The sequence below is a fragment of the Pseudomonas sp. IT-P4 genome (assembly GCF_949767755.1).
Classification (GTDB): Bacteria; Pseudomonadota; Gammaproteobacteria; order Pseudomonadales; family Pseudomonadaceae; genus Aquipseudomonas; species Aquipseudomonas monachiensis.
This window is the reverse complement of record NZ_CATKPX010000067.1, coordinates 178,661-202,369: the sequence shown is the minus strand read 5'-3', so window position 1 is coordinate 202,369 and position 23,709 is coordinate 178,661. Positions and strand designations below refer to the sequence as shown.

The 23,709-nt window shown below is 61.1% G+C and carries 21 protein-coding genes; 7 read left to right on the top strand and 14 right to left on the bottom strand.

The window, feature by feature from the left end; all coding sequences use genetic code 11:
- Nucleotides 1-33: 33 nt before the first annotated feature.
- The 8 genes from ACM6IT_RS24100 to ACM6IT_RS24065 form a co-directional block, all read right to left on the bottom strand.
- Nucleotides 34-1,086, bottom strand: coding sequence for a WD40/YVTN/BNR-like repeat-containing protein (locus tag ACM6IT_RS24100; protein WP_414915094.1), 1,053 nt, complete (start codon nt 1,084-1,086; stop codon nt 34-36).
- Between the two features lie 608 nt (nt 1,087-1,694).
- Nucleotides 1,695-1,847 (bottom strand): hypothetical protein, encoded by a 153-nt coding sequence (locus ACM6IT_RS24095; RefSeq protein WP_414918822.1) that lies wholly within the window; start codon nt 1,845-1,847, stop codon nt 1,695-1,697.
- Nucleotides 1,848-2,418: 571 nt separating this feature from the next.
- Nucleotides 2,419-5,076 (bottom strand): aminopeptidase N, encoded by a 2,658-nt coding sequence (gene pepN, locus ACM6IT_RS24090; RefSeq protein WP_414918821.1) that lies wholly within the window; start codon nt 5,074-5,076, stop codon nt 2,419-2,421.
- A gap of 10 nt (nt 5,077-5,086) precedes the next feature.
- Entirely contained in the window at nt 5,087-5,917 is an 831-nt protein-coding gene (locus ACM6IT_RS24085; RefSeq protein ID WP_223542566.1) for a DUF2797 domain-containing protein, read from the bottom strand.
- Nucleotides 5,914-6,174, bottom strand: coding sequence for a YeaC family protein (locus tag ACM6IT_RS24080; protein WP_056727623.1), 261 nt, complete (start codon nt 6,172-6,174; stop codon nt 5,914-5,916). Before ACM6IT_RS24080 ends, ACM6IT_RS24085 begins: the two co-directional genes overlap by 4 nt.
- Before the next feature lie 33 nt (nt 6,175-6,207).
- Nucleotides 6,208-7,077: a rhomboid family intramembrane serine protease gene (locus tag ACM6IT_RS24075; RefSeq protein ID WP_414918820.1), complete on the bottom strand. Its 870-nt coding sequence runs from the start codon at nt 7,075-7,077 to the stop codon at nt 6,208-6,210.
- Nucleotides 7,074-8,045 carry a metallophosphoesterase gene (locus tag ACM6IT_RS24070; RefSeq protein ID WP_223542567.1) on the bottom strand — a complete coding sequence of 324 codons (972 nt, stop codon included), beginning with the start codon at nt 8,043-8,045 and terminating at the stop codon, nt 7,074-7,076. Before ACM6IT_RS24070 ends, ACM6IT_RS24075 begins: the two co-directional genes overlap by 4 nt.
- Nucleotides 8,045-8,935, bottom strand: a complete 891-nt coding sequence (locus ACM6IT_RS24065) for an NAD(+) kinase (protein WP_008016128.1) — start codon at nt 8,933-8,935, stop codon at nt 8,045-8,047. Before ACM6IT_RS24065 ends, ACM6IT_RS24070 begins: the two co-directional genes overlap by 1 nt.
- A gap of 117 nt (nt 8,936-9,052) precedes the next feature.
- Here ACM6IT_RS24065 and ACM6IT_RS24060 point away from each other — a divergent pair, with 117 nt between their 5' ends.
- Entirely contained in the window at nt 9,053-10,003 is a 951-nt protein-coding gene (locus ACM6IT_RS24060) for a DUF1853 family protein (protein WP_056727630.1), read from the top strand.
- 185 nt (nt 10,004-10,188) lie between these two features.
- On the opposite strand, the gene ACM6IT_RS24055 is transcribed toward ACM6IT_RS24060, so the two are convergent.
- Complete coding sequence (locus tag ACM6IT_RS24055) at nt 10,189-10,749, bottom strand: NADPH-dependent FMN reductase (protein ID WP_056727632.1); 561 nt, start codon at nt 10,747-10,749, stop codon at nt 10,189-10,191.
- A 175-nt stretch (nt 10,750-10,924) separates the two neighbouring features.
- On the opposite strand from ACM6IT_RS24055, the gene ACM6IT_RS24050 reads away from it, so the two are divergent.
- Entirely contained in the window at nt 10,925-11,152 is a 228-nt protein-coding gene (locus ACM6IT_RS24050; protein WP_056727634.1) for a hypothetical protein, read from the top strand.
- A gap of 88 nt (nt 11,153-11,240) precedes the next feature.
- A complete protein-coding gene (locus ACM6IT_RS24045; protein ID WP_223542568.1) occupies nt 11,241-12,134 on the top strand; it encodes a LysR substrate-binding domain-containing protein in 894 nt (297 codons plus the stop codon).
- On the opposite strand, the gene ACM6IT_RS24040 is transcribed toward ACM6IT_RS24045, so the two are convergent.
- The 5 genes from ACM6IT_RS24040 to ACM6IT_RS24020 all read right to left on the bottom strand — a co-directional run bounded on the left by ACM6IT_RS24040 (nt 12,100) and on the right by ACM6IT_RS24020 (nt 17,493).
- Entirely contained in the window at nt 12,100-12,714 is a 615-nt protein-coding gene (locus ACM6IT_RS24040) for a GNAT family N-acetyltransferase (RefSeq protein ID WP_056727640.1), read from the bottom strand. The two genes, ACM6IT_RS24045 and ACM6IT_RS24040, sit on opposite strands and share 35 nt — an antisense overlap.
- A 14-nt stretch (nt 12,715-12,728) precedes the next feature.
- Nucleotides 12,729-14,984 carry an Orn/Lys/Arg decarboxylase N-terminal domain-containing protein gene (locus ACM6IT_RS24035; RefSeq protein WP_056727642.1) on the bottom strand — a complete coding sequence of 752 codons (2,256 nt, stop codon included), beginning with the start codon at nt 14,982-14,984 and terminating at the stop codon, nt 12,729-12,731.
- Nucleotides 14,985-15,266: 282 nt separating this feature from the next.
- Nucleotides 15,267-16,025, bottom strand: a complete 759-nt coding sequence (gene dnaQ, locus ACM6IT_RS24030) for a DNA polymerase III subunit epsilon (RefSeq protein ID WP_056727644.1) — start codon at nt 16,023-16,025, stop codon at nt 15,267-15,269.
- 163 nt (nt 16,026-16,188) lie between these two features.
- Nucleotides 16,189-16,641 carry a ribonuclease HI gene (rnhA, locus tag ACM6IT_RS24025; protein WP_007979123.1) on the bottom strand — a complete coding sequence of 151 codons (453 nt, stop codon included), beginning with the start codon at nt 16,639-16,641 and terminating at the stop codon, nt 16,189-16,191.
- Between the two features lie 93 nt (nt 16,642-16,734).
- Entirely contained in the window at nt 16,735-17,493 is a 759-nt protein-coding gene (locus tag ACM6IT_RS24020; RefSeq protein WP_007988453.1) for a class I SAM-dependent methyltransferase, read from the bottom strand.
- Nucleotides 17,494-17,558: 65 nt separating this feature from the next.
- Between ACM6IT_RS24020 and gloB the strand changes: the two genes are divergently transcribed.
- The 4 genes from gloB (at nt 17,559) to ACM6IT_RS24000 (ending at nt 23,705) form a co-directional block, all read left to right on the top strand.
- Entirely contained in the window at nt 17,559-18,326 is a 768-nt protein-coding gene (gloB, locus tag ACM6IT_RS24015) for a hydroxyacylglutathione hydrolase (RefSeq protein ID WP_414918875.1), read from the top strand.
- A 99-nt stretch (nt 18,327-18,425) separates the two neighbouring features.
- Nucleotides 18,426-19,856, top strand: coding sequence for a transglycosylase SLT domain-containing protein (locus ACM6IT_RS24010; protein WP_414918819.1), 1,431 nt, complete (start codon nt 18,426-18,428; stop codon nt 19,854-19,856).
- Nucleotides 19,857-20,037: 181 nt separating this feature from the next.
- Nucleotides 20,038-21,867: an extracellular solute-binding protein gene (locus ACM6IT_RS24005; protein WP_414918818.1), complete on the top strand. Its 1,830-nt coding sequence runs from the start codon at nt 20,038-20,040 to the stop codon at nt 21,865-21,867.
- A complete protein-coding gene (locus ACM6IT_RS24000) occupies nt 21,864-23,705 on the top strand; it encodes an extracellular solute-binding protein (RefSeq protein WP_056727651.1) in 1,842 nt (613 codons plus the stop codon). The genes ACM6IT_RS24005 and ACM6IT_RS24000 overlap by 4 nt, the downstream gene beginning before the upstream one ends.
- Nucleotides 23,706-23,709 lie beyond the last annotated feature (4 nt).

Below are 23,709 nucleotides of genomic sequence, written 5' to 3'. Positions count from 1 at the left end.
TGTTATTATTAGCTCGACTCATTTGCCCGCTTTTTATTTGCCAAGCTCGGTGCCGCTTGGCGAGGTGACGCGAACGCCGCCCTGCCCGGCCAGAACCAGATTGCCATTGCCTGCCGCCGTCACTGCCGAAACCGAAATACGGTCCGGACGGTTGACCACCTTGAAGGTTTCGCCATTGTCGCTGCTGCGAATCACCGAGCCGCCGTTGCCGACGATCACGATGGAACCGTCGTCGAGCAGCGTACCGCCGGACAGCCCGAACTCCAGGTCGCCACGTTCAGCCTTGAGCTCGACCTGCTCCCAGTTGCTGCCAAAGTCCGTGGAACGGTAAAGGTTACCGCGCAGACCGTAGGCCAGCAGCGTATTGGGCTGCGCCGTGCCGATCACGCCGAACAGCGAGCCTTCGTACGGACCTTCGAGTTTCTCCCAGGTCTGGCCCCAGTCCGCGGAACGGAACATGCTGCCCTGCTCGCCGACGATGAACAGCCCGGCGTCCTTGACCGCAGCGATCGAATTCAGGTGGTACTGGTCTTCGTTGTCCAGGCGATCGCTGGCGTCTTCCCAATGCTTGCCACCGTCGGTGGTTTCCATCAGAGAGCCGTAGGCGCCCACGGCAAAGCCACTGTCAACGTCCTTGAACCAGACATCGAGCAGCGGCGATTCGCGTGTCAGATCTTCGAACTGCTTGGTCCAGGTCGCGCCGCCGTCCTCGCTGGCGAGGATCTGCGCGTCATGGCCGACGGCCCAGCCGTGCTTGTCATCGACGAAAAACACCGACGTCAGCAGGGCCCGGGTCGGGACCTTGGCCTGGGTCCAGGTAGCGCCCTGGTCATCGGAATACAGGATGTGCCCACGATCCCCGACCGCCACCAGGCGCTTGCCGGCGTGGACGACATCGAGCATCAGGCTTTTGGCAGCCTTGGCGGACTCAATGGAATAAACAACATCGGATGCTGGCGCCGCCGCGGCCAGCGCAGGCGCCGACAGCATGGCAGAGCCCAACAGCGAGAGCGCTGTGGCCAGCAACGCGAATTTGCGTAGTGCCGGCGGGCGGCAGATACCCACACCCATGACAGGCTCACTCATAGACCTTCTCCCATTATTATTGTTAGGTCGTTCAACCTTTCTGGGCGCCGCAAGGGTGCGTGTCTGGACCGGCTGTTTCAGAGCATAGTCCTGAAACCCGCAATCCAGAGCCCCTTCGGAAGCTGGCTTATCCTATCGGTGTTTTTTCATGTCTGACAATCGACGCCACGTTATGTTTTGTTAACCGGGGGGGATGGGGGGTTGTTCTGAATGGTTGGGTATCAGGTGGGGTGATTGCGGTTTTGGTGTTTGGTGTTTGGTGTTTGATGTTCGGAGTACATATCCGTTGCTGTCGTAACGGCTACTTATCCAATCGGTGTACATATCCGTTGCTGCGGTAACGGCTGCTGACGGTTTCGCTCTTACAGCGACTCACTTTTCCAAACGCCGAAAAGTAAGCAAAAGGCTTTGCCCCGACGTACGGCACCTCGCCAAGGCTCGGTGTTCCCTCGCTACGGTGTCCATCAGGGGGCATCGCCTCCGGTCTGCTTCGCGACGACCTCCTCTCGATGTGTTCGACTTCGTCGAACGGCGCTGCGCGCCTACCCCCTGATGAACACCTACGCTCGGCCTGCCGAAGGGGCAAAAGATCAAAAACCAGATCAAGATCAAAAGCCAAAGCCAAAGCCAAAGCCAAAGCCAAAGCCAAAGCCAAAGCCAAAGCCAAAGCCAAAGCCAAAGCCAAAGCAGCTATGGATCTCTGAAAATCCCGGTGCAAGCAGATGGGACTCGGTCGGCTGGCAGGCCGCCATCGCGAGCAAGCTCGCTCCCACAGGTACTCAGTACATCTGCAAGGTTTCGGTCGACTGTCGGGCCGCCTTCGCGAGCAGGCTCGCTTCTGCAGTTGGGCTGGGTACATTCGGAAGAAATTGGTCGGCTGACAGGCCGCCATCGCGAGCAGGTTCGCTCCCACAGAAGAGCAAAGGCAGAGCGCGTACACCGCGCCGCTCTTCACCACTCATCAGGCCGAGCGTTAGCTCGCCTGCAGCTTTTGATCTTGATCCACCCGCCCCCTCGGAAGGCTGAGCGGAGGTGTTTATCCGGGGATTGGCGCACAGCGCCGTTCGACGCAGTCGAACTCATTGCATGTAGGTCGAAGCGAAGCCGACCGGAGGGCAATGCCCCCGGATGAATACCGCAGCGAAGGAACCCCGAGCCCCAGCGAGGGGCCGTACGTAAGGGGCGAGACCTTTTGGTTCCTTTTGGGGCGTTTGCCAAAAGGGACTCGCCGTAAGGGCGAAACCGCCAGCCGCCGCTACCGAAGAAACGGATATGTACTCAATCAACCCATGACCCTGGTCGGCCCGAAGGCCGCCAAGGTCACGAACAGACTCAGACCAAACTCTTGCTGACCACTTCAAACACATCACTGGACAACTGCCCCGAAGCCCGAATCCGCTCCAGCTCCCCCTTCATCAAAGCCTGACGAGCACTGTCGTACTTGCGCCAGCGAGTCAAAGGCGCCAACTGCCGAGAAGCAATCTGCGGATTAAAGCCATTCAACTCGATCACCAGATCCGCCAGGAAGCGATACCCCGAACCGTCGGCCGCGTGGAAGTTGATCAGGTTCTGCCCGGCAAACGCACCGACCAGCGCCCGCACCTTGTTCGGGTTCTTGATGTTGAACGCCGGGTGCTGCATCAGCGCTTTCACACGCTCCAGACCGCCCGGCAATACACTGCCGGCCTGCACGCTGAACCACTGATCCATGACCAGCGGGTTGTCCTTGAAGTGCTCGGCGAAGCTGGCCAGCGCCTTGGCCTTCTCGGCTTCAAAGGGTGAGTTGACCAGCACGGCCAGCGCGGTCAGGCGCTCGGTCATGTTGTCGCACGCATCGAACTGCTCCAGGGTTGCCGCCAGCACTTCCGGCTTGCCGCTGAGCATCAGGTAGGACAATGCGATGTTCTGCAACGCGCGGCGAGCGAAGTGCTCGGCTTCGGCCACGTACGGCGTCTGCTTCGACAACTCGCGGTTGGCCTGGTAACGCAGCCACAGGCCTTCGAACAACGCATCGGCCAATTGCTTGCGGGCAAACTCGCGGGCGGTGTGAATCGCTTCGACATCCGCCACTTCGCTGATTTCGGTCAAGTAGGCTTCGCTTGGCAGCGAGAGCATTTCGGCGACCATGGCCTGATCCAGCGACTCGTCCGAGAGCACCGTGCGCAGCGCCGACACCAGACGCTGATCGAGTACCAGCGCTTCGCCCTTCTGCTGCTGGCCGATCAACTCTTGCAGCACCTGCACCGACAATTGCTGGCCAGCATCCCAGCGGTTGAAGCCATCGCTGTCGTACTGCATCAGGAACATCAACTGGTCGCGGTTGTACGGGAAGCTCAGCTTCACCGGTGCCGAGAAGCCGCGCAGCAACGACGGTAGCGGTTGTCCGGCGATGTCGACGAAGGTGAAGGTCTGCTCGGCTTCAGTCACCGAAATGACCCGCGAGGTACCTTGGGCGGTAGCTTCACCGGACAGACGCAGGGCAATAGCCGCGCCTTTGGAATCCAGCAGGCCCAGTTCGACCGGGATCACGAACGGCAGTTTTTCAACCTTGTCCGGGGTTTGCGGACAGCTCTGGCGGAACGTCAGGCTGTAGGTTTTCGCGGCGGCGTCGTAGGACTCGGTTACCGCCAGACGCGGTGTACCGGCCTGACTGTACCAACGCTTGAACTGGGACAGGTCAACGCTATTGGCATCTTCCATGGCCTTGATGAAGTCATCGCAGGTCACGGCCTGGCCGTCGTGGCGTTCGAAGTACAGGTCGCTGCCTTTGCGAAAGCCTTCGGCGCCGAGCAAGGTGTGGATCATGCCGACCACTTCCGAGCCCTTTTCGTACACGGTCAGGGTGTAGAAGTTGGAAATTTCGATAAAGCTGTCCGGGCGCACGGCGTGGGCCATGGGGCCGGCGTCTTCGGCGAACTGGTGGGTGCGCAGGTACGCCACGTCCTGGATGCGCTTGACCGTGGCCGAGTTCATGTCCGAGGAGAAACCGGCATCGCGGAACACCGTGAAGCCTTCCTTGAGCGACAACTGGAACCAGTCGCGGCAGGTCACGCGGTTGCCCGACCAGTTGTGAAAGTATTCGTGGGCGACGATCGCCTCGACCCGCTGGTGCGCGGCATCGGTGGCGGTTTCCGCCTTGGCCAGCACGGCGCTGGAGTTGAAGATGTTGAGGCCCTTGTTCTCCATGGCACCCATGTTGAAGTCATTCACGGCGACGATCATGAAGATATCCAGGTCGTACTCGCGACCGTAGACCTCTTCGTCCCAGCGCATGGACTTCTTCAGGCTGTTCATGGCGTGCTGGCACTTGTCGATGTTTTCCGGCTCGACATAAATGCGCAGCGCCACATTACGCTCGCTCATGGTGGTGAAGCTGTCTTCGACGCACCACAGGTCACCGGCCACCAGCGCGAACAGGTACGCCGGCTTCTTGAACGGGTCTTCCCAGGTTGCCCAGTGCCGGCCTTCTTCACCGGGACCGGAAGCGATCGGGTTGCCGTTGGACAGCAGCACCGGATAGCTGTGTTGTTCGGCGACGACCGTGGTGGTGAAGGTGCTCATCACGTCCGGGCGGTCGAGGTAATAGGTGATCTTGCGAAAGCCTTCGGCCTCGCACTGGGTGCAGAACATCGTGCCGGACTTGTACAGGCCTTCGAGCGCAGTGTTGGTTTCCGGGTGGATCCGGACGCTGGTGTCGACCGTGAAAGTGGTGCTGGTCGGGTGCAGGGTCAGGTGATTCTCGGTCAGCTGATACTGCGCCTCTGAAAGCGCCTGGTCGGCCAGGGTGACCGACAGCAGTTCCAGCTGCTGGCCGTCCAGCACCAGCGGCGGCAGGCCCGGACCACGCTCGGGGTTGCGGCGCATCACCAGTTGCGCATGGACCAGGCTGTGGTCCTCGTACAACTCGAAGGTCAGGTGTGTTTCGTCGATCAGGTACTCGGGCGCCTGATAGTCCTTGAGGTAGATCATCTTCGGTTGTTCGGTGCGCATGCTGGAGTCCTTACTGATGCACGGCGAGCTGGTAAGCCGTGTATTTACGAATGTTGATCACGCCGGTATCGAAGATCAGGTATTGGCCCTTGACCCCCATCAGCGTGCCTTCGGCAATCGGGTTCTTGTCCAGGTTGAAGCTGACGATCTTCGCCGGGTACTGCTCGACCGGGTAGCGGATTTCCAGCGGTTCGACGTCGGTCACCGGCTGGATCGCCTGCAAGCCAAATCGCTGCTGCAACCCGAGCAAGCCTTCAGCGCAGCTGTCGAACAGTCGATCGCGGACTTCGGCCAGGTTCACCGCCGCCGCATCGCCCTTGAGCAAAGCACGCCAGTTGGTCTTGTCGGCCACCTGACTGCGGAACAGGTCTTCGACGAAGCCGGACTGCTGGCGGGTCGAGACGCGCATGATCGGCAAGGCCTGGCTCGCACCCTGGTCGAGCCAGCGGGTCGGCAACTGGGTGGCGCGGGTAATCCCGACTTTCACCCCCGACGAGTTGGCCAGGTACACCACGTGATCGGTCATGCAGAACTTCTCGCCCCACTCAGGTTCCCGGCAAGTGCCGGCCTCGAAGTGGCAGCGCTCCGGGCTCATGATGCACACGTCGCACTGGGCCAGCTTGGTCATGCACGGGTAGCAGTAACCCTGGCTGAAACTGGTCTTGGTCTTGCGTCCGCAATGGGTGCAGTGGATCGCCCCCAGGTATTCCAGGCGCACCGTGGTGCCGATCAACGGATTGACCGGAACCTCGGTTTCGCCCAGACGGAAAGCGTATTGCACGTTCGGCCCGTCCAGGCGCGCCGACATTTTGCTGATTGCACCGCGGCCAATCTCGATCAATGGATGGCATCCGACTTGAACAGGATATTGGGCACTTGAATCGACTTCGAGCTGCATTCCTGCGGGCCCATGTAACCGGTGCGCTGGTCCTCGGGCAGGTTCTGGATTTCCCAGGCGATCATCGCCTGCAGCGACAGCTCGCGTTGTTCGGCGGTGAGCTTGCCACCGTCGGACCATTTGCCGATTTCCACGGCCAGTTTCAGGCTCTCGTAGATATCGGGAGTGATGTTGTTGATCATTTCGTTAAAAGAGGACATTGGGTCTCCGTCTCTTTATTGCATGTTCTTAAATTAGGCGGCCAGTTTACGGCGGTTATACAAACCGCCCAACAAACCGGTGAAGCATCCGATGAGTAACCCGCTGACGTGGGCCGCGTTGGCGATTTCGCCGAAGCCGATCATCGACACCAGCCCGGACAGGCACAGCAGCAACCACACCAGCATCATCACCAGCACGCCACGCGGCAGGCGATAGGCCGGGTTCGGCGCCAGCAGCTGGAAGATCCAGCAATGCCCGAGCAGGCCGTACAGTACGCCGGACAAACCGCCGAACAGGGTCGGGCCGCTGAACAAATACTGGGCGAAGTTGGACACCAGGCTGAACAACAAGGTCAGGCCGATCAGGTTGATACTGCCCTGGCGCGACTCGATGCGCCGCCCCAGTTCCCAGTACCACATGCCGTTCATCGCCAGGTGCAGGATGCCGAAGTGGATCAGCATCGGCGTGACCAGGCGCCACCATTGCCCCGCCGCCAGGCTGTCGGCCAGTGGCGTGAAATGGATGTACTCGCCGACCACGCGGAATTCGAGGAAGGTCAGCCAGCGCAGCGTTTCAAGGTTGTCGCCGAGCATGGTCACCGCGCCGACGATCATGCTCAGCAGCAATACCAGCGCGGTGGCCCTGGCGTATTTCAACTGCTCGACGAAGCCCGGGCGCTTGACGGTTTGCGCCACCGGAATGTCCAGTTGCTGGTCGGGATCGCCCGCCGGAAAACGTTCGTACAACGCACGCACGTCTTCGCTGATGTTGTCCGGCACCCACAGCACCTGCTCGCCAGCTTCTTCGCTGACCCGGTGGGGCACTTGCATGCGCTTGAGCAGGGTGACGAACCCGCTCAAGTCCACCGCCAGGGGCAGACGCAATACCGCTACAGCACTCATTGCAGCACCTCCGGCCGCTCGACATCGACCCAGACGAATTTTTGCGGATCCAGGCGGGTTTCCTGATCCAGTCGGTAGGCAACCAGTTTGCCGTACAGCACCGCGCTGTAATCCAGGCAGGCCAGGTTCGGCCGGATCGGTGCCGGCTTGCCGCTGCGCCAGTAATGGCCGACGAACAACAGCGGCTCATCGATGCCGTAGCGCAGCAAACTGTTCTTTTCAGTGGACGTCAACGGCGTCCGGGCCACGGGTTCGGGCAGTGCATCCGGCTGGAACACGATATCGCCGTAGGTTTTCGGATCGTCTTCCCAGAACTTGGTCCGGAAGAACGAGCGCACCAGGCCGTCGCCGCTGGTCATGGTCAGGCCATGGGGCAAGCGCATGTCCGTACCGCGCAACAGCCGGTCGAATACGGTGCAGGCAAAAGAGCCCGACTCCGCCGACGCCTGGACAAAATGCTCGTCGACGCAACCGTTGGGGAACAATGCCCGCAGCGGCTCGATCAACCCGGCGTCCCAGCAGGCGTGGACCACGCGAAAACGCCCGGCATCGACGAACAATGGCAACTGGTAGAACCATTGCTGGAAGTCGTGCCAGTCGCCCGGATGGTTTTCGAACTGGGTCAGGGTTTCGTGCAGCAAGCGGGCATGGCGCGGCGTGTGCTCACGCACGAACTGCTTGCCGCTGCCGGGCAACGCCGGCGTCGCCCAGCCCAGCGCATTGAACTCGTGGTTGCCCATGATGCACAGCGCCTGACCGGCCTCGACCATGTCGTGGACGATGTGCAGTGCCTCGCGAATCCGCGGGCCGCGGTCGATGATATCGCCGACGAACACCGCCATGCGCGAGGCATGCCGCCAGACGCCACCCTGTTTGTGATAACCGAGTCGGTCGAGCAAGTGCTCCAGGGTCAGGGCGCAACCGTGCACGTCACCGATCAGGTCGTAGCTACGCGCGGGATCGAGCATCAGTCGCCTCCACCCCCCAACTTGCTGCCCCAGCCGAGCTTGGTCCGGCAGACTTCGTAGTAATTGTGGTCCAGCGGGTGAATCAGCCGCAGTTTCTGGGCTTTCTTGCTGACGGTGATGGTGTCGCCCGGCGCGCAGGTGAAGTGGTTCTGCCCGTCGCACGAGACTTGCGGGTAAATCTGCATATCCTTGGACACGACGATTTTCAGCTCACTGTTGCCATCGACCACGATCGGTCTACCCGACAAGGTATGGGGGTACATCGGCACAATCACAATAGCGTCGAGCTTGGGATGCATGATCGGCCCGCCGGCGGACAACGCATAGGCGGTGGAACCGGTCGGCGTCGCAACGATCAGGCCGTCGGCCTTCTGGCTGCAGACGAACTGTCCGTCGATGTACAGCTCGAACTCGATCATTCGCGTGGATTTGCCGGGGTGCAGCACCACATCATTGAGTGCATCGCCCTGGCCGATGGCCTCGCCATGGCGCCGGACTTCGGCCTGCAACAGGAAGCGGTTTTCCACCAGATAGTGGCCGTCCAGCACTTCGGCGACCTTGGTTTCCAGCTCATCGGGACGGATGTCGGTGAGAAAGCCCAGGCTGCCGCGGTTGATACCGAGCACCGGAATATTGTGCTTGGCCAGCGCACGGGCGGCACCGAGCAGGCTGCCGTCACCACCGACCACAATGACCATGTCGCAGACTTCGCCGAGCATCTTGCGCGACGAAGTTTGCAAGCCGTGCCCTGGCAGCACTTCGGCGATGGTGTCTTCGAGGATCACGTGCAGATGACGATCGAGCAGAAACCGTTTCAGTCGGCGGACGGTATCCAGCACCTGGGAACTGCCCAGGCGACCGATGATGCCGATATTGCGAAATTGCTCCATGGGGCTCCTGCGGGGATCTGCGTGGCGGCGAAAACCACGATTATGGGCGAAAGCCGCCCGTAGACAAAATCCTTTCAGCTTCAAGGGTGTGCCCGGGTTTCGGGCTATGCTCGCAAGATGATGCTATTTCCCGATTTGCTCCACCTGCCCCATCAGTTACGCCATCCCGAAGTGCGTGACCTGGCGTGGGTCATCCTCGCGCCGCCCATGCTGGACGATACCCCGTGGCCGCAGCGCCACCCGCTGGCCGGCAGCGACTGGGTGCAGGCTCCGGATCGGCTGGAACATTGGCTGCGGCAGCTGGACCGGGACAGTTATGGCCTGCTGCACTGGCTCGCCCAGGCCCGAACCCGACGCCTGGGCCTGTACTACGAACGCCTCTGGCAATTCGCCGTGGAGCATGCTCCAGGCATTGAACTGATTGCCGCCAACCTGCCGATTCGCCGCGAGGGGCACACCCTGGGTGAACTGGACATGCTGCTGCGCGACCGCGACGGCGTGCACCACCTGGAACTTGCGATCAAGCTCTACCTCGGCCCGCAATCCGGCGACGGACACGACACCTCCCAATGGCTGGGCCCGGGCTGCCACGACCGGCTCGACCGCAAACTGGCCCACCTGAGCCAGCATCAATTGCCGATTTCCGCGCGCCCCGAGAGCCGTGAAGTGCTGGCGGCGCTGGATATCCAGGCCTTCAGTGCGCATTTGTGGCTGGGCGGGTACTTGCTGTATCCGTGGCCCGGTCAGGCCGCCCCGCCATCGGGTGCCCATCCGCAGCATTTGCGCGGTCGCTGGTTGCATCAAAAGGATTGGCCGGCGTTGTTGGCCCAGAGTCCGCCCGGTCGCTGGCAACCCCTGCCCCGCCACGCCTGGCTGGCGCCAGCGCATTATTCGGCCGAGCACACCTGGAACCCCGGACAGATGCAGGCGTGGCTGGATGAACTGGACCCCTTGGCGCCAGCACAGTTGCTGGTGCGCCTGACCGAGAATGCCAGCGGCGACTGGGAAGAGGCTGAACGTCTGTTTTTGGTGGCGGACCTTTGGCCGAATGTGCCGGGACAGGGTTGAGTCTTGCATTGCCTGATCCGGCCTCTTCGCGAGCAAGCCCGCGACCACATTTGGGCCCCAGTCGAACACAAGTCTTGTATCCACCGAAGATCCCTGTGGGAGCGGGCTTGCTCGCGAAGGGCCCAACCCGACCTAAAGAGATAACCACCCGGCGCTTCGCAGGACAAAGCGCCGGCCAATGACCATCAGACTTTCTTGTGCTGCTCGACCCATTGCCCATAGGCATTGATGAAACTTTGCAAGAACGGCTTGACTGATTCGGACAACTTACCCGCCTCATCGAACGCCGAACCGGCGCCACCCAGATAGGCTTCCGGCTGCTGCATCATCGGCACATTCAGAAACACCATGGATTGACGCAGGTTGTGATTGGCACCAAACCCGCCGACGGCCCCCGGCGAAACACTGATAACGGCGCCGGGCTTGCCACTCCACGAACTCTTGCCATAAGGGCGAGAACCGACGTCAATCGCATTCTTCAGCGGCGCCGGCACCGAACGGTTGTATTCCGGGGTCACGAACAACACCGCGTCGGATGAGCTCACCTGTTGTCGGAAAGTGCTGTAGGCTGCCGGCGGTGAAGCGCCATCGATGTCTTCGTTATAGAGCGGCAGATCGCCAATTTCGACGATGTTGAGCTTGAGATTGGCCGGCGCCAGCTCTATCAGGGCCCGTGCGACCTTGCGGTTGATCGATTCCTTTCTCAAGCTGCCGACCACGACGGCGATCGTATAGACGTTGCTCATAAGAGTTTCTCGACTGTCCGATAGGAAGAGCTTGTAGTTATAGATGACGATTCAAGCAGCGGGCGAGCGAAAATACCGTCCCTGACTATTTTTTTCCCGTAGGAAAACTTACCTCGCCCAAGCACGGTCTACAGTGCCGCAAATTGAGTGATTTATCTCCAGAGGTTCTAAGCAGATGGCAGCAGTACTCGTCGGTCAGTTCCATGCAAGAGACGCGCAAGGCCGTATTTATTCGGTGCACGAGTTCCAGGACTCCACCCCGGCGGTAGATGGTTCAGGCCCTGTCACCACCTACAAACTGGCCATTGGCGACCGTGTCAACAAGGTCGACGACAATGAATTCATGCTGGTGCAAACCGGCGTGACCATTACCCGCGAACCGCAAACCGTCAGCGTTTCATAACCCGTCGTTATGAGCAGAAGTCATATGCGCGGACTTGGGGTAGGATTCAGCCACTGACTCCTCCACCTGCTGAACATGGACTTCACGCATGCGCTTACGCCATATCGAAGTGATCCAGGCGCTCTTGCAGACCGGTCACCTGGGCACCGCCGCCGAATGGCTGCAGTTGCCAGTGGCCGAAGTCGAGCGCTTGCTGCGCGACGCCGAGGATCAGTTGGGTTTCATGCTGTTCGCCAGCGTGCGCGGGCGATTGCAGGCCACCCGCGAAGCACGGGAACTGCAGGTGGAAATTGCCCGGGTCTACGACGCGCTCGAACCGGTGCAGCGCCTGGCCAACAGCCTCAGGCAATACCTGGCGCCGCCGCTGCGCATCATCTGCACCCCGCCCCTGGCCAACCAATTGCTGCCACACAGTATCGCAGCCCTGCGCCGACGCCTGCCCGACGCGCCTTGCACTCTGCTGAGCCAGCCCACCCGCGACATCGTCAGAAGCCTGCTGCTGCGTGAAAGCGATCTGGGCCTGAGCCTGCATGACCCCGATCACGCCGACCTCGATTGCCAGGTGATTGCCCAGGGCAAACTCCAGCTGCTCGCCCCCCATGGCTGGCTGCAACCGAAACAGAAATACATTTCACTGCAGGATCTGGCCGGTCAATCGATGATTGGCCTGGAGGGGCACGACCCGTTGAGCCCGGCGCTGGAAAACAAACTGCATGGCTTGCGGCCTGCCCCGGTGATCCAGACCCGGGTCCAGACGCATCAGATGATGCGCAGTATGGTCGAGGCCGGCGAAGGACTGGCCATCGTCGACCCCTTCACCGCCCTCGGCGCCAAAGCCTCGGGCCTGGACGCCTGCCCGCTGGCACCAGCGATCCCGGTCAGTCTCTACGCCCTGACCCTGAAAAACGCCGAACCCTCTCCGGCGGTTCAGGCACTGTTGGCCATTGTCACGGAACAAGCCGCGGCGATGCTGACGAACTGAACGGGTTTTCCAGCGGATTTTCGAACAATCGATACCAGAACAGCGCCACTTCGGCGGTGTTCGGATCGATGCCCCGATAGCGCAGGTGGTCGATCCCGCCGATCACATAACCGCAGCGCTCATAGAGCCTGCAGGCCCCCAGGTTGTTGTTCTGGGTTTCGAGCATGATGCCCGGGAGTTTTTTCTTGCGGCTCCAGAATTGCGCCACATCCAGCAGGGCCTTGGCCACACCATGTCGCCGGGCCGGTGCGTGCACCGCCAGTTCGTCGATATGGGCAAATCCGTTCCAGTTGGTACTGACCACCAGGTGCCCCACGGGCTGGTCATCCAGATACGCCATGAAAATCGCGCTATCGGCAGCATCGCGATAGCTGCTGAATTCCTCGGGATCGATGCCGTAGCACTTGCGATAAGGCGTGATCGGGGTGACCTGCCACTGGGCCACCGGCGCTCCTATTTGTGCCGCACCGTAGGCCGCGACCTCAAAACTGAAATCACTGCCCCAGATATAGGCGGCAAAACCTTCGTCGGCAACCCGTACCGACAACCCTGGATAATTCGGATTTATTACCGGTTGCATACTGGGAAAGGTCCTCATTCCTTGATGCAATCGACGGTATAGCACCGTCCACTGCCCTGATCTTCATGTTGCAATCCGTGCACATCAGCGACGAACCCCGGAAAACTGCTATCAAACGTGCGGGCAAACGCCAGGTAATCGATGATCGAGCGGGTCGACTCGGTAAAACGCTCGCCCGGCATGATCAGCGGAATGCCGGGCGGGTACGGCACCAGCATCACCGCGGCGATCCGCCCGTCCAGCGCATCGATCGACACGGCTTCGACTTCACCTCGCACCAATTGATCATAGGCGTCCGCCGGCTTCATCGCGACTTCCGGCAGTACGGTGTACATGCGCTTGAGGTGCCTGGCGGTGGCATTGCTGCGATAACAGGCATGCAACTGATCACACAGATCACGCAGCCCCATGCCCTGATAGCGAGCGACATTCTCTTGCGCCACGCAGGGCAGGCAGTTGGCCAGACTGACGTTGGCGTCGTAGCTGCGCTTGAACTCCAGCAGCTCGGTGAGCAGCGTACTCCACTTGCCCTTGGTGATGCCCATCGAAAACAACACCAGGAACGAATACAGCCCGGTCTTCTCGACCACCAGGCCGCGCTCCCAAAGGAACTTGCTGACCACCGCCGCCGGAATCCCGCGCTCGCTGAGGGCGCCACCGGCGGTCAACCCCGGCATCACCAGCGTGACCTTGATCGGGTCGAGCAGCACATAATCGTCGGTCACGCCGCCAAAGCCGTGCCAGTCGGCATCGGGTTGCAGCAACCAGTCCTCAGTGACGACCCGCTCGATGCCTTGCGCCGTCGGCGGTTGCCAGATCGAGAACCACCAGTCATCCGCGGCAATGTGCTGGCGCAAATTGGCCAGCGCCCGGCGAAAACTCAGGGCTTCGTCGAACATTTCCTGCAACAGCGAACGCCCGGCCGGCCCTTCCATCATCGCCGACGCCACATCCAGCGAGGCGATGATGCCGTACTGCGGCGAGGTCGAGATGTGCATCATGAACGCTTCGTTGAAGCGATCCCGGTCCAGTTGCCGCGCACCGCCATCGCGCACGTGAATCATCGATGCCTGGCTGAAGGCCGCCAGCAACTTGTGGGTCGAATGGGTGGTGAACACCAGTGGGCTGTCCTCATCACGGGAGGTGCCCATACCGTAGCGCCCGGCAAAGAACTCATGAAACGCCGCATAGGCGTACCAGGCCTCGTCGAAGTGCAACACCTCAACGCTATTGCCCAGTTGCTGCCTGATCAGCTCGGCGTTGTAGCAGAGGCCGTCATAGGTCGAATTGGTCACCACCGCGAGCTTGACCTTCGGTGAACGGCCCTTGGTCAGCGGGCTGGCGTCGATCTTGGCCTGGATCGATTCGCGACTGAACTCACTCAGGGGAATCGGGCCGATGATCCCCAGTTCATTACGCTCCGGACACAGGTACAGCGGGATCGCGCCGGTCATGATGATCGAGTGCAGCACCGACTTGTGGCAATTGCGATCCACCAGCACCAGGTCATCGCGGGCGACCACCGAGTGCCAGACAATCTTGTTGGCCGTGGAGGTGCCATTGATCACGAAAAAGGTGTGATCGGCGCCAAAATTGCGTGCCGCGCGGGCCTCGGCTTCAGCCAGGGGACCCGTGTGATCGAGCAAGGAGCCGAGCTCCGGCACGGACACCGAAAGATCCGAGCGCAGGGTGTTTTCCCCGAAAAACTGGTGAAACGCCTGCCCGACCGGACTTTTGTGATACGCCACGCCACCGCCGTGACCGGGGGTGTGCCAGGAGTAATTGGAATCGGCCGTGTGTTGCACCAGCGCCTTGAAAAACGGCGGCAGCAAGCCATCGAGGTATTTGCGCGCGGCGCGGGCCACCTGCCGGGCGAGAAAGGGCACGGTGTCCTCAAACAGATAAAGAATGCCGCGCAACTGATTGAGCTCGGCCATTGCATCGGCGGGCGCGTTTTCCAGGGTCACCTTTTCGCCCAGGGCGAAGATCGGCAGATCCGGCGCACGCACCCGCGCCAGGCCGATCAGTTCGGCCATGTTTTGTAACAAATGGGAGTGGGTACTGGCGTCCTCGGAGGCAATCAACATGCAGGACAGGCCATGGTAAGTCGATGCCACCAAACGTCCTTCGGTGTAGTCCACCGCCGAAACGACGCTGAACCCTTCCTGCTCCAGCTCCCGGGCAATCCCCCGCACGCGGTCGCCGGCGACGCTGTCGGCCTTGATGTCGCGATGGACAATCAGCACCGGGAATTTCAAGTCTTTGTACATGAGGCTCTGTGTCCCGAGGCGGCAGACCAGAGCCTGCCAATCACCTCAGGGTAGAGTGTTGCAGAGAATGTGGCGAGTGTGATGCCCATGTTCGGTCACCGCACGCACCATTCTGTGGCAACGGAGAGCTTCCCTGTGGCGAGGGAGCTTGCTCCCGCTGGATCGCGAAGCGGCCCCCGGCGTACTTTCAGACATACTTTGCATGCAGGTTTCACGTCGGCTTCGCCGCCGAGCGGGAGCAAGCTCCCTCGCCACAAAGAGTGTGCGTTTGAAAATGTGGGATTACGCCTGCGCTTCAGCCTCGGCCAGTTGCACCCACAACGCCGGGGCACCCGCGGATTTGCCGATGACTTCCAGGCGGGCCGCGTGGCGGGCCAGGTCGTCTTCGCTGGCGCGGATGATGCGCGTCGGCTGGCGGTTCGCCGGCAAACGGCGAATCTCGGTAGCCGAGTTGTCCGCCCCTTCACCGGAGCCATTGCCATCGGAGGCGTTGCCGGCCAGGGACAGACTGGTCTGCCCCCCGGTCATGGTCAGGTAGACGTCGGCGAGAATCTCGGAGTCGAGCAAGGCGCCGTGCAGTTCACGGCCGGAGTTGTCGACGCCATAGCGCTTGCACAGGGCATCGAGGCTGTTGCGCTGCCCCGGGTGACGTTCCCGGGCCATCATCAGGGTGTCGAGGATCGAGCAGTGCTGCGTGATGTCCGCGCGGTCCTGCTGGCCCATCAGAGCGAATTCGTTGTTGATGAAGCCAACGTCGAACGCCGCGTTATGGATGATCAGCTGCGCGCCCTTGATGAACTCGAAGAACTCTTCGGCCACCTCGGCAAAACGCGGCTTGCCCACGAGGAACTCGTTGGTGATGCCGTGGACGCCGATGGCGCCTTCGTCACTTTCGCGATCCGGTTGCAGGTACACGTGAAAGTGCCGGCCCGTCAGGCGTCGGCCGATCAACTCGACACAACCGATTTCGATAATCCGGTGGCCGTCGGTCACCGGCATGCCGGTGGTTTCGGTGTCGAGTACAACGGATCTGGTGGCCATCAGTGCTCAGCTCTCAATCGGTATTCGGGCAAAAGCCGCGATATTAACACGGTCCCTGTAGGAGCTGCCGCAGGCTGCGATCTTTTGCTCTAGATCTTGAAAATCGAAGTCAAAAGATCGCAGCCTTCGGCAGCTCCTACGGCAGCTCCGGCAGACATTGCGATCAGCCCTGCTTGTACCCACGAACTTCATCCACGCCACGGTTGGCCAACTGGTCGGCCCGTTCGTTGCCGTGATGGCCAATGTGTCCGCGCACCCATTTCCAGGTAACCTTGTGGCGGTTGACCTGCTCGTCGAGCAGCTTCCACAGGTCAGCGTTTTTCACCGGTTCCTTCGCCGCGGTTTTCCAGCCGCGCTTCTTCCAGTTGTCCATCCACTCGTTGATGCCTTTCATCACGTACTGGGAGTCGGTCACCAGCAGCACCTCGCAGGGACGCTTGAGCTCTTCCAGGCCACGAATCGCGCCCATCAGTTCCATGCGGTTGTTGGTGGTGTTGGCTTCGCCGCCCCAGAGTTCCTTTTCGACGCCCTTGCACACCAGCAGTGCGCCCCAGCCGCCAGGGCCCGGGTTGCCTTTGCAGGCGCCGTCGGTGAACAGTTCTACGCTATCGCTCATGCCAATCTATCCAGGAAAATGCGCTGGCCCGCCGATCGCTGATCGACGACGCCCGAAGCCGGGACAGGCCCGGCTGCAAATGAAAAGTGTGTATTACGGTTCGATGTTGCGCCGGTTGACCTTGGCCATCGGCAACGGGATCAGCTTGCCCATCGGTTCGCGCCGCTCCTGGCGGACAGGTCGCAGGCCCACCACGATCTTGCGCGCCACCAATAAATAGAAGCCGCCGCCCGACAGTTGCCAGTCACCGGCCTTGCGCTCCCAACCGGCCAGGCGGGTCTGCCACGCCGGCGACGCAAGCGGCGGACGATAGCACCCGAAGCGACGTTTCTCCAGTGCGAAGCCCAGCAGGTTAAGCCAGTCCGCGACCCGTGACGGCGAAATGCAGCGCGCCTTGCGCAGCGCATCCTGGGCAAACACATGCCGCAGCCCCCAACTGCTCCAGGGATTGATGCCAATGATCAGCAAATGCCCGCCAGGGCGTACGCTGCTGGCCGCCTCGCGCAGCAGGCCGTGGGGCGACAGGCAGAAATCCAGGCCATGTTGCAGCACCACCACATCGGCGGCATGCTCGCTCAATGGCCAGGCCTGTTCCTCACAAACGATCTCGACCCCCGGCAACGGCGCGCCAAGGCGCACATTGCGCTGCACCTGCGGGGCCGACGGCGGGGTCTGGGCCGAGGGACCGTAATGCACCAGATAGCCACCAAAGAACCGCCCGAGCTCGTCTTCGAGCATCCGCCGCTCTTCGTCCAGCAGAAATTGCCCGAGGGGACCGGCCAGCCACTCGCGGGCCGCGCTGATCAACGCCAGCCAGTCAGGATCGGCTTGTGCGAACGCTTTATCAGTCATTGCATTCTCCAACGCGCCAGGAAGTTCTAAGATGCGCCAATGTTTTCCGCTTGGCGAATCCGACGATGATACAGATCACTGCCCTGCCCGCCTTCACCGACAACTACATCTGGTTGTTACAAGACCACGGCAGCAAGCGCTGCGCGGTCGTCGACCCGGGTGATGCCGCCCCCGTGCAAGCCTGGCTCGCGGCCAATCCGGGCTGGGTACTGAGTGATATTTTGACCACTCATCACCATCATGACCACGTCGGCGGCGTCGAACAGCTGAAAAAAGCGACGGACGCGAAAGTCTATGGTCCGGCCAGCGAAACGATCCCGGCGCGGGACGTTGCACTCAAGGACAACGACAAGGTCAGCGTGCTCGGCTGGGACTTCGACGTCCTCGCGGTCCCTGGTCACACCCTGGGGCACATCGCCTATTACCATCACGGCTTGCTGTTCTGCGGCGACACACTGTTTGCCGCCGGCTGCGGACGCTTGTTCGAAGGCACGCCACAGCAAATGTACAGCTCGCTGACACGCCTTGCCGGCTTGCCTGACGACACGCTGGTCTACTGCACCCACGAATACACCCTCGGCAACCTGAAGTTTGCAGCGGCCGTCGAACCGAACAACCCGGACACCGCCGAGCGCCTGGCCAAAGTCACCCGCCAACGGGAATCCGGGATCATGACGCTGCCCTCGACACTGGCACTGGAAAAGCTCACAAACCCGTTTTTGCGCTCTGGCGAAACATCCGTTAAAGAAAAAGCGGACGAACGGACCGGCACCGATAACTCGGCGCCCGATATGGTTTTTGCTGCGCTTCGAGCGTGGAAAGACAGGTTCTAAAGGGGCTTCTCGAGATTGCAACAATTCTGAAAGGTTGACCGCACAGGGTGCGCTTTCTAGAATCGCCCGACATTTTTGCCCGGAACTTACTTCCAGCCAATGTCGTCACCTATTCGCAAAGCCATCAGTTCAGACGCATTGACCCGCTTGGCTCAAGCCATAGCGGTGGCTGTGTCCGCCACCCTGGCGGGCTGTTCCAGCCATGCGCCGCAGACCGATGCGGCGCACGCGCAGAACATCGCCGCGCGCGCCAAGCAGAAGCCGATCTGGCTCAGCGAAAAACCCAGCCCGCAAATTCCCCAGGACGTCTGGGAGCGCATGCGCCAGGGCTTCCAGCTGCAGGACGGACTGGGCGTCAACCCGCGCATCGAGCAACAGCGCCTGTGGTTCGCCAGCAATCCATCTTTCCTCGAAAACGCTGGCGAGCGTGGCAGCCTCTACATTCACTACATCGTCGAGCGCCTTGAAGAACGCAACATGCCGCTGGAACTGGCCCTGCTGCCAGTGATTGAAAGTGCCTACAACCCGATGGCCTATTCCCGGGCCAACGCGGTGGGTCTTTGGCAGTTCATCCCATCCACCGGGCGTTACTTCAACCTGCGTCAAACCCGTTTCTATGATGGTCGTCGCGATATCACCGCGTCGACCACCGCAGCGCTGGATTACCTGACCCGCCTGCACGACATGTTCAACGGCGACTGGATGCTTGCCCTGGCGGCCTACAACGCCGGCGAAGGCACCGTCAGCCGGGCCATCGAGCGCAACGAGCGCCTCGGCCTGCCAACCGACTACTGGAACCTGCCGCTGCCCGCCGAAACCCAGGCCTACGTGCCCAAGTTGCTGGCACTGTCGCAGGTGGTGATGGCGCCGGATGCCTATGGCGTGAACCTCAACCCGATCGCCAACGAACCTTATTTCAAGGTCGTCGAAATCAACCAGCGCATGGACCTGTCCAAGGTTGCTGAAGTTGCCAACATCGACGAAGACGAACTGTTCCAGCTCAACCCGGCCTTCAAGCAACGCACCACCATCGACGGCCCGCAACACCTGCTGGTCCCGACCTCCAAGGCGCAACTGCTGACCAGCAGCCTGCAGACCATGCGCCCTGAAGAACTGATCAGCAAGAAATCGCTCAAGCCGGTCTTCGAAGGCGCCGACGACCCCCAGGTCGCCAGCGTCAAGCGTTCCTACCGGGTCAAGCGGGGTGACAACCTGGGCTCCATCGCCAAGGCCAACAACGTCGACGTGAAGGACCTGCAACGCTGGAACAAACTGACCGGCAAGAACCTCAAGCCCGGCCAGACCCTGGTCATGCAGGACACCAGCAAGCGCAACTCCGGGCGCGTCAACACCGTGGTTGCAGCCAATACCAAGAAGCAGCAGACCAAGTACAAGGTCCAGCAAGGCGACTCGTTGTACATCGTGGCCAAGCGCTTCAACGTTGAGATGCAGCACCTCAAGCGCTGGAACCCGCGTGTCGGCCAGGCGCTCAAGCCTGGTCAGATGTTGACGGTGGCCAATCCGCATTAAAAAAACAGCCCCTCAATCCAGGGGCTTTTTCATACCTTCACAGTTTTGTGGGCAGCACAAAAACCTGTGGGGATTGTTGCTTGGCCAATACTGCGCATTAAGCCCCCGTCTTTTTCCTGTCCATACAAGCTGTTACTGTACGGTCCACAAAGCCCAAGCCGCCTGGATCGGATCCCCCTATTTGAAGCGTCCCCTCCTCTTCCTGATCAGCCTGGCCTTGAGCTCCACCGCAAGCGCGACGATCAGCGAAAGCCATGGTTATGCGCAGTTCGGCACGCTCAAGTACCCGGCCCGATTTACCCACTTCGACTGGGTCAACCCGCAAGCGCCCAAGGGCGGTACGTTGCGGGTCATGGCGTTCGGCACCTTCGATACACTCAACCCCTACACCTTCAAGGGCACCAGCCCGGTCACCACACCGAGTTTCCTGCAATACGGCATCAACGAACTCAACGAACCGCTGATGGTCGGCACCGGGCAATACGCGCCGTCGGGCGACGAGCCCGCGTCCAGCTATGGCCTGATCGCCCAGTCGGTGGAGTACAACGAGAACCGCAGTTGGGTGGTGTTCAACCTGCGTCCCGAAGCACGCTTCCATGATGGCACGCCGATCACCGCCTACGACGTCGCGTTCTCCTATCGCGTGCTGCTCAAGGAGGGCCATCCGCTGTACCGCACCAGCCTTCAGGAAGTGTCGCGGGTCGACATCCTCAACCCCCTGCGCATCCGTTTCGTGTTCAAGCGTGCCGGCAATCCGCTGCTGATCCTGCGCCTGGGTGAAATGCCGGTGCTGGCGCAGCATTACTGGAAAGGCCGCGATTTCAAGGCCACCACCTTCGAGCCGCCGCTGGGCAGCGGGCCGTATCGCATCACCTCGGTCATACCAGGGCGGCAGATCGTCTTTGAACGGGTGAAGGATTACTGGGGCAAGGACCTGCCGGTCAATCGCGGCAAGTACAACTTCGACCGCATGGAGGTCGAGTTCTACCGCGACAGCGACGTCGCGTTCGAGGCATTCAAGGCCGGTGAATTCGATATCTATATCGAGCATCAGGCGAAGAACTGGGGCAGCGGCTACAACTTCCCCGCCATACGCCGCGGCGAGGTGATCAAGGCACAGATTCCCCATCAGATCCCGACCCAGACCCAAGGCTTGTTCATGAACAGTCGCCGTCCGGCTTTCTCGGACGCCAAGGTCCGCGAAGCCCTGGGGCTGATGTTCAACTTTGAGTGGACCAACCGCACCCTGTTCGGCGGCGCCTACCAACGCGCCATGAGCTACTACCCCAATAGCGAGTTCTCGGCCAGCGGTTTGCCGGTCGGGCATGAATGGCTGTTACTCAAGCCCTATCGCGAGCAACTGCCGGCCAGGCTCTTTACCGAACCGTTCAGCCTGCCGCAGACCGACGGCCGCAGCATCCCCCGGGAGACCTTGCGCAAGGCCCTCGGCTTGCTCGCCGAAGCCGGCTGGAAGCTCAATGGCCAGCACCTGCAAAACGCCGCAGGACAACCGTTGCGACTGGAGCTGCTGCTGGTCAACCCGAACCTGGAACGCATCCTCCAGCCTTACGTCGAGACCCTGGCCAGTATCGGTATCGATGCGCGGCTGCGTACAGTCGACCGTGCGCAATACAAGCAGCGCCTCGACCAGTTCGATTTCGACATGATTCTGATGACCCTCAACCAGACGCTCAGCCCCGGCCTGGAACAATGGCAGTACTTTCACTCCAGCCAGGCAGGGGTCAAGGGCAGCAAGAACTTCGCCGGCATATCCAACCCGGTGGTCGACCACTTGCTCGAGCAGTTGCTGGCCGCCCGGACCCGCGATGAGCAAGTCGCCGCCGGCAAGGCTCTCGACCGCGTGCTGCTGTGGCAGCACTACATCGTTCCCAACTGGTACCTCAATTATCACCGTCTGGCGTACCGCAACCGGCTCGCCTTCGTCACCACGCCGCCCTACACCCTGGGTCTGAACGCGTGGTGGCTGAAATCTTCGGAGAAAGATCAATGAGACCCATCCGTGCCCTGCTCCTGCAGGCCAGCGGCCTGCTGTTCGCCGGGCTGGCCTGCGCCGCCCCGCAACATGCCGTGACCCTGTACAACGAGCCGCCGAAATACCCGGCCGATTTCAAACACTTCGACTACGTGAATCCGGACGCGCCCAAGGGCGGGATTTTCCGTCAAGCCGGTTTCGGTGGCTTCGACAGTCTCAACCCCTTCATCAGCAAAGGCGTGCCCGCGGACGATATCGGCAACATCTACGACACCCTGGCCAAACAAGGCCTGGACGAGCCGTTCACCGAGTACGGCTTGATCGCCCGCCTGATCGAGAAAGCTCCGGACAACGCCTGGGTGCGCTTCTACCTACGCCCGGAGGCACGCTTCCATGACGGCCATCCGATTCGCGCCGAAGACGTGGTGTTCAGCTTCCAGATGCTGACCAAGGACGGCGCGCCGATGTACCGCGGCTACTACAACGACGTGGCCGAAGTGGTCGCCGAAGACCCGCTGACCGTACTGTTTAAGTTCAAGCACACCAACAACCGCGAGCTGCCGCTGATCCTCGGCCAGTTGCCGGTGCTGCCCAAGCACTGGTGGGCCGACCGCGACTTCAACAAGGGCAATCTGGAAATTCCGCTGGGCAGCGGCCCGTACAAGGTCAGCGAAGTGAAGGCCGGACGCTCGGTGCGTTACGAACGGGTCAAGGACTACTGGGGCAAGGACCTGCCGGTCAATCGGGGCTTCTACAACTTCGACGTGATGACCACCGATTACTACCGCGACAACACCGTGGCCCTGGAAGCACTCAAGGCCGGACAGTTCGACTACTGGCTGGAAATGACCGCGAAGAACTGGGCCAATGCCTACAACGTTGCGGCGGTCACCGAAGGTCGACTGGTCAAGGAACAGATTCCCAACGGCAATCCCACCGGCATGCAAGGCTTCGTGTTCAACATGCGCCGCCCGGTGTTCCAGGATGTGCGTGTGCGCCAGGCCCTGTCACTGTTGCTGGATTTCGAATGGACCAACAAGCAACTGTTCAACGGTGCCTACGCGCGCACCCGCAGTTACTTCGAGAACTCGGAAATGGCCGCCACCGGACTGCCTGACGCCGATCAACTGGCGATCCTCGAACCGTTGCGCGCCAAGCTGGCGCCGCAAGTGTTCAACGAAGCGTTCCAGAACCCGACCACCGACGGCAGCGGCATGATCCGCGCCCAGCAACGGCAAGCCTATCAACTGTTGCAGGAGGCCGGCTGGCGCATCGTCGATGACAAGATGGTCGACGCCACCGGCAAGCCCGTGGTCATCGAGTTCCTGTTGGCCCAGACCGAATTCGAACGGGTGCTGCTGCCGTTCAAGCGCAACCTGAGCGACCTGGGCATCGACCTGGTGATTCGCCGGGTCGACGTCTCGCAATACATCAACCGTGTGCGCTCCCGGGACTTCGACATGATCGTCGGCAGCTTCCCGCAGTCCAACTCGCCGGGTAACGAACAGCGGGAATTCTGGATGTCGGACGCCGCCGACAAGCCCGGCAGCCGCAACTCCATGGGCCTGAAAGATCCGGTGGTCGATCAACTGGTCGAGCAACTGATCAACGCCGATTCGCGCAACAGCCTGGTGGCCCACGCCCGTGCGCTGGACCGGGTGCTGCAATGGGGCTATTACGTAATACCCAACTGGCACATCAAGACCTGGCGCGTGGCGTACTGGAACCACATCGGCCATCCCAAGGTCTCGCCCAAGTACGACATCGGCACGGCCACCTGGTGGGTCAAGCCCGATATCAAGCCGGCAATAGAAGTCGAAACCACACTGCAGGCCGATCCTGCGGGCACGGAGTAATCAG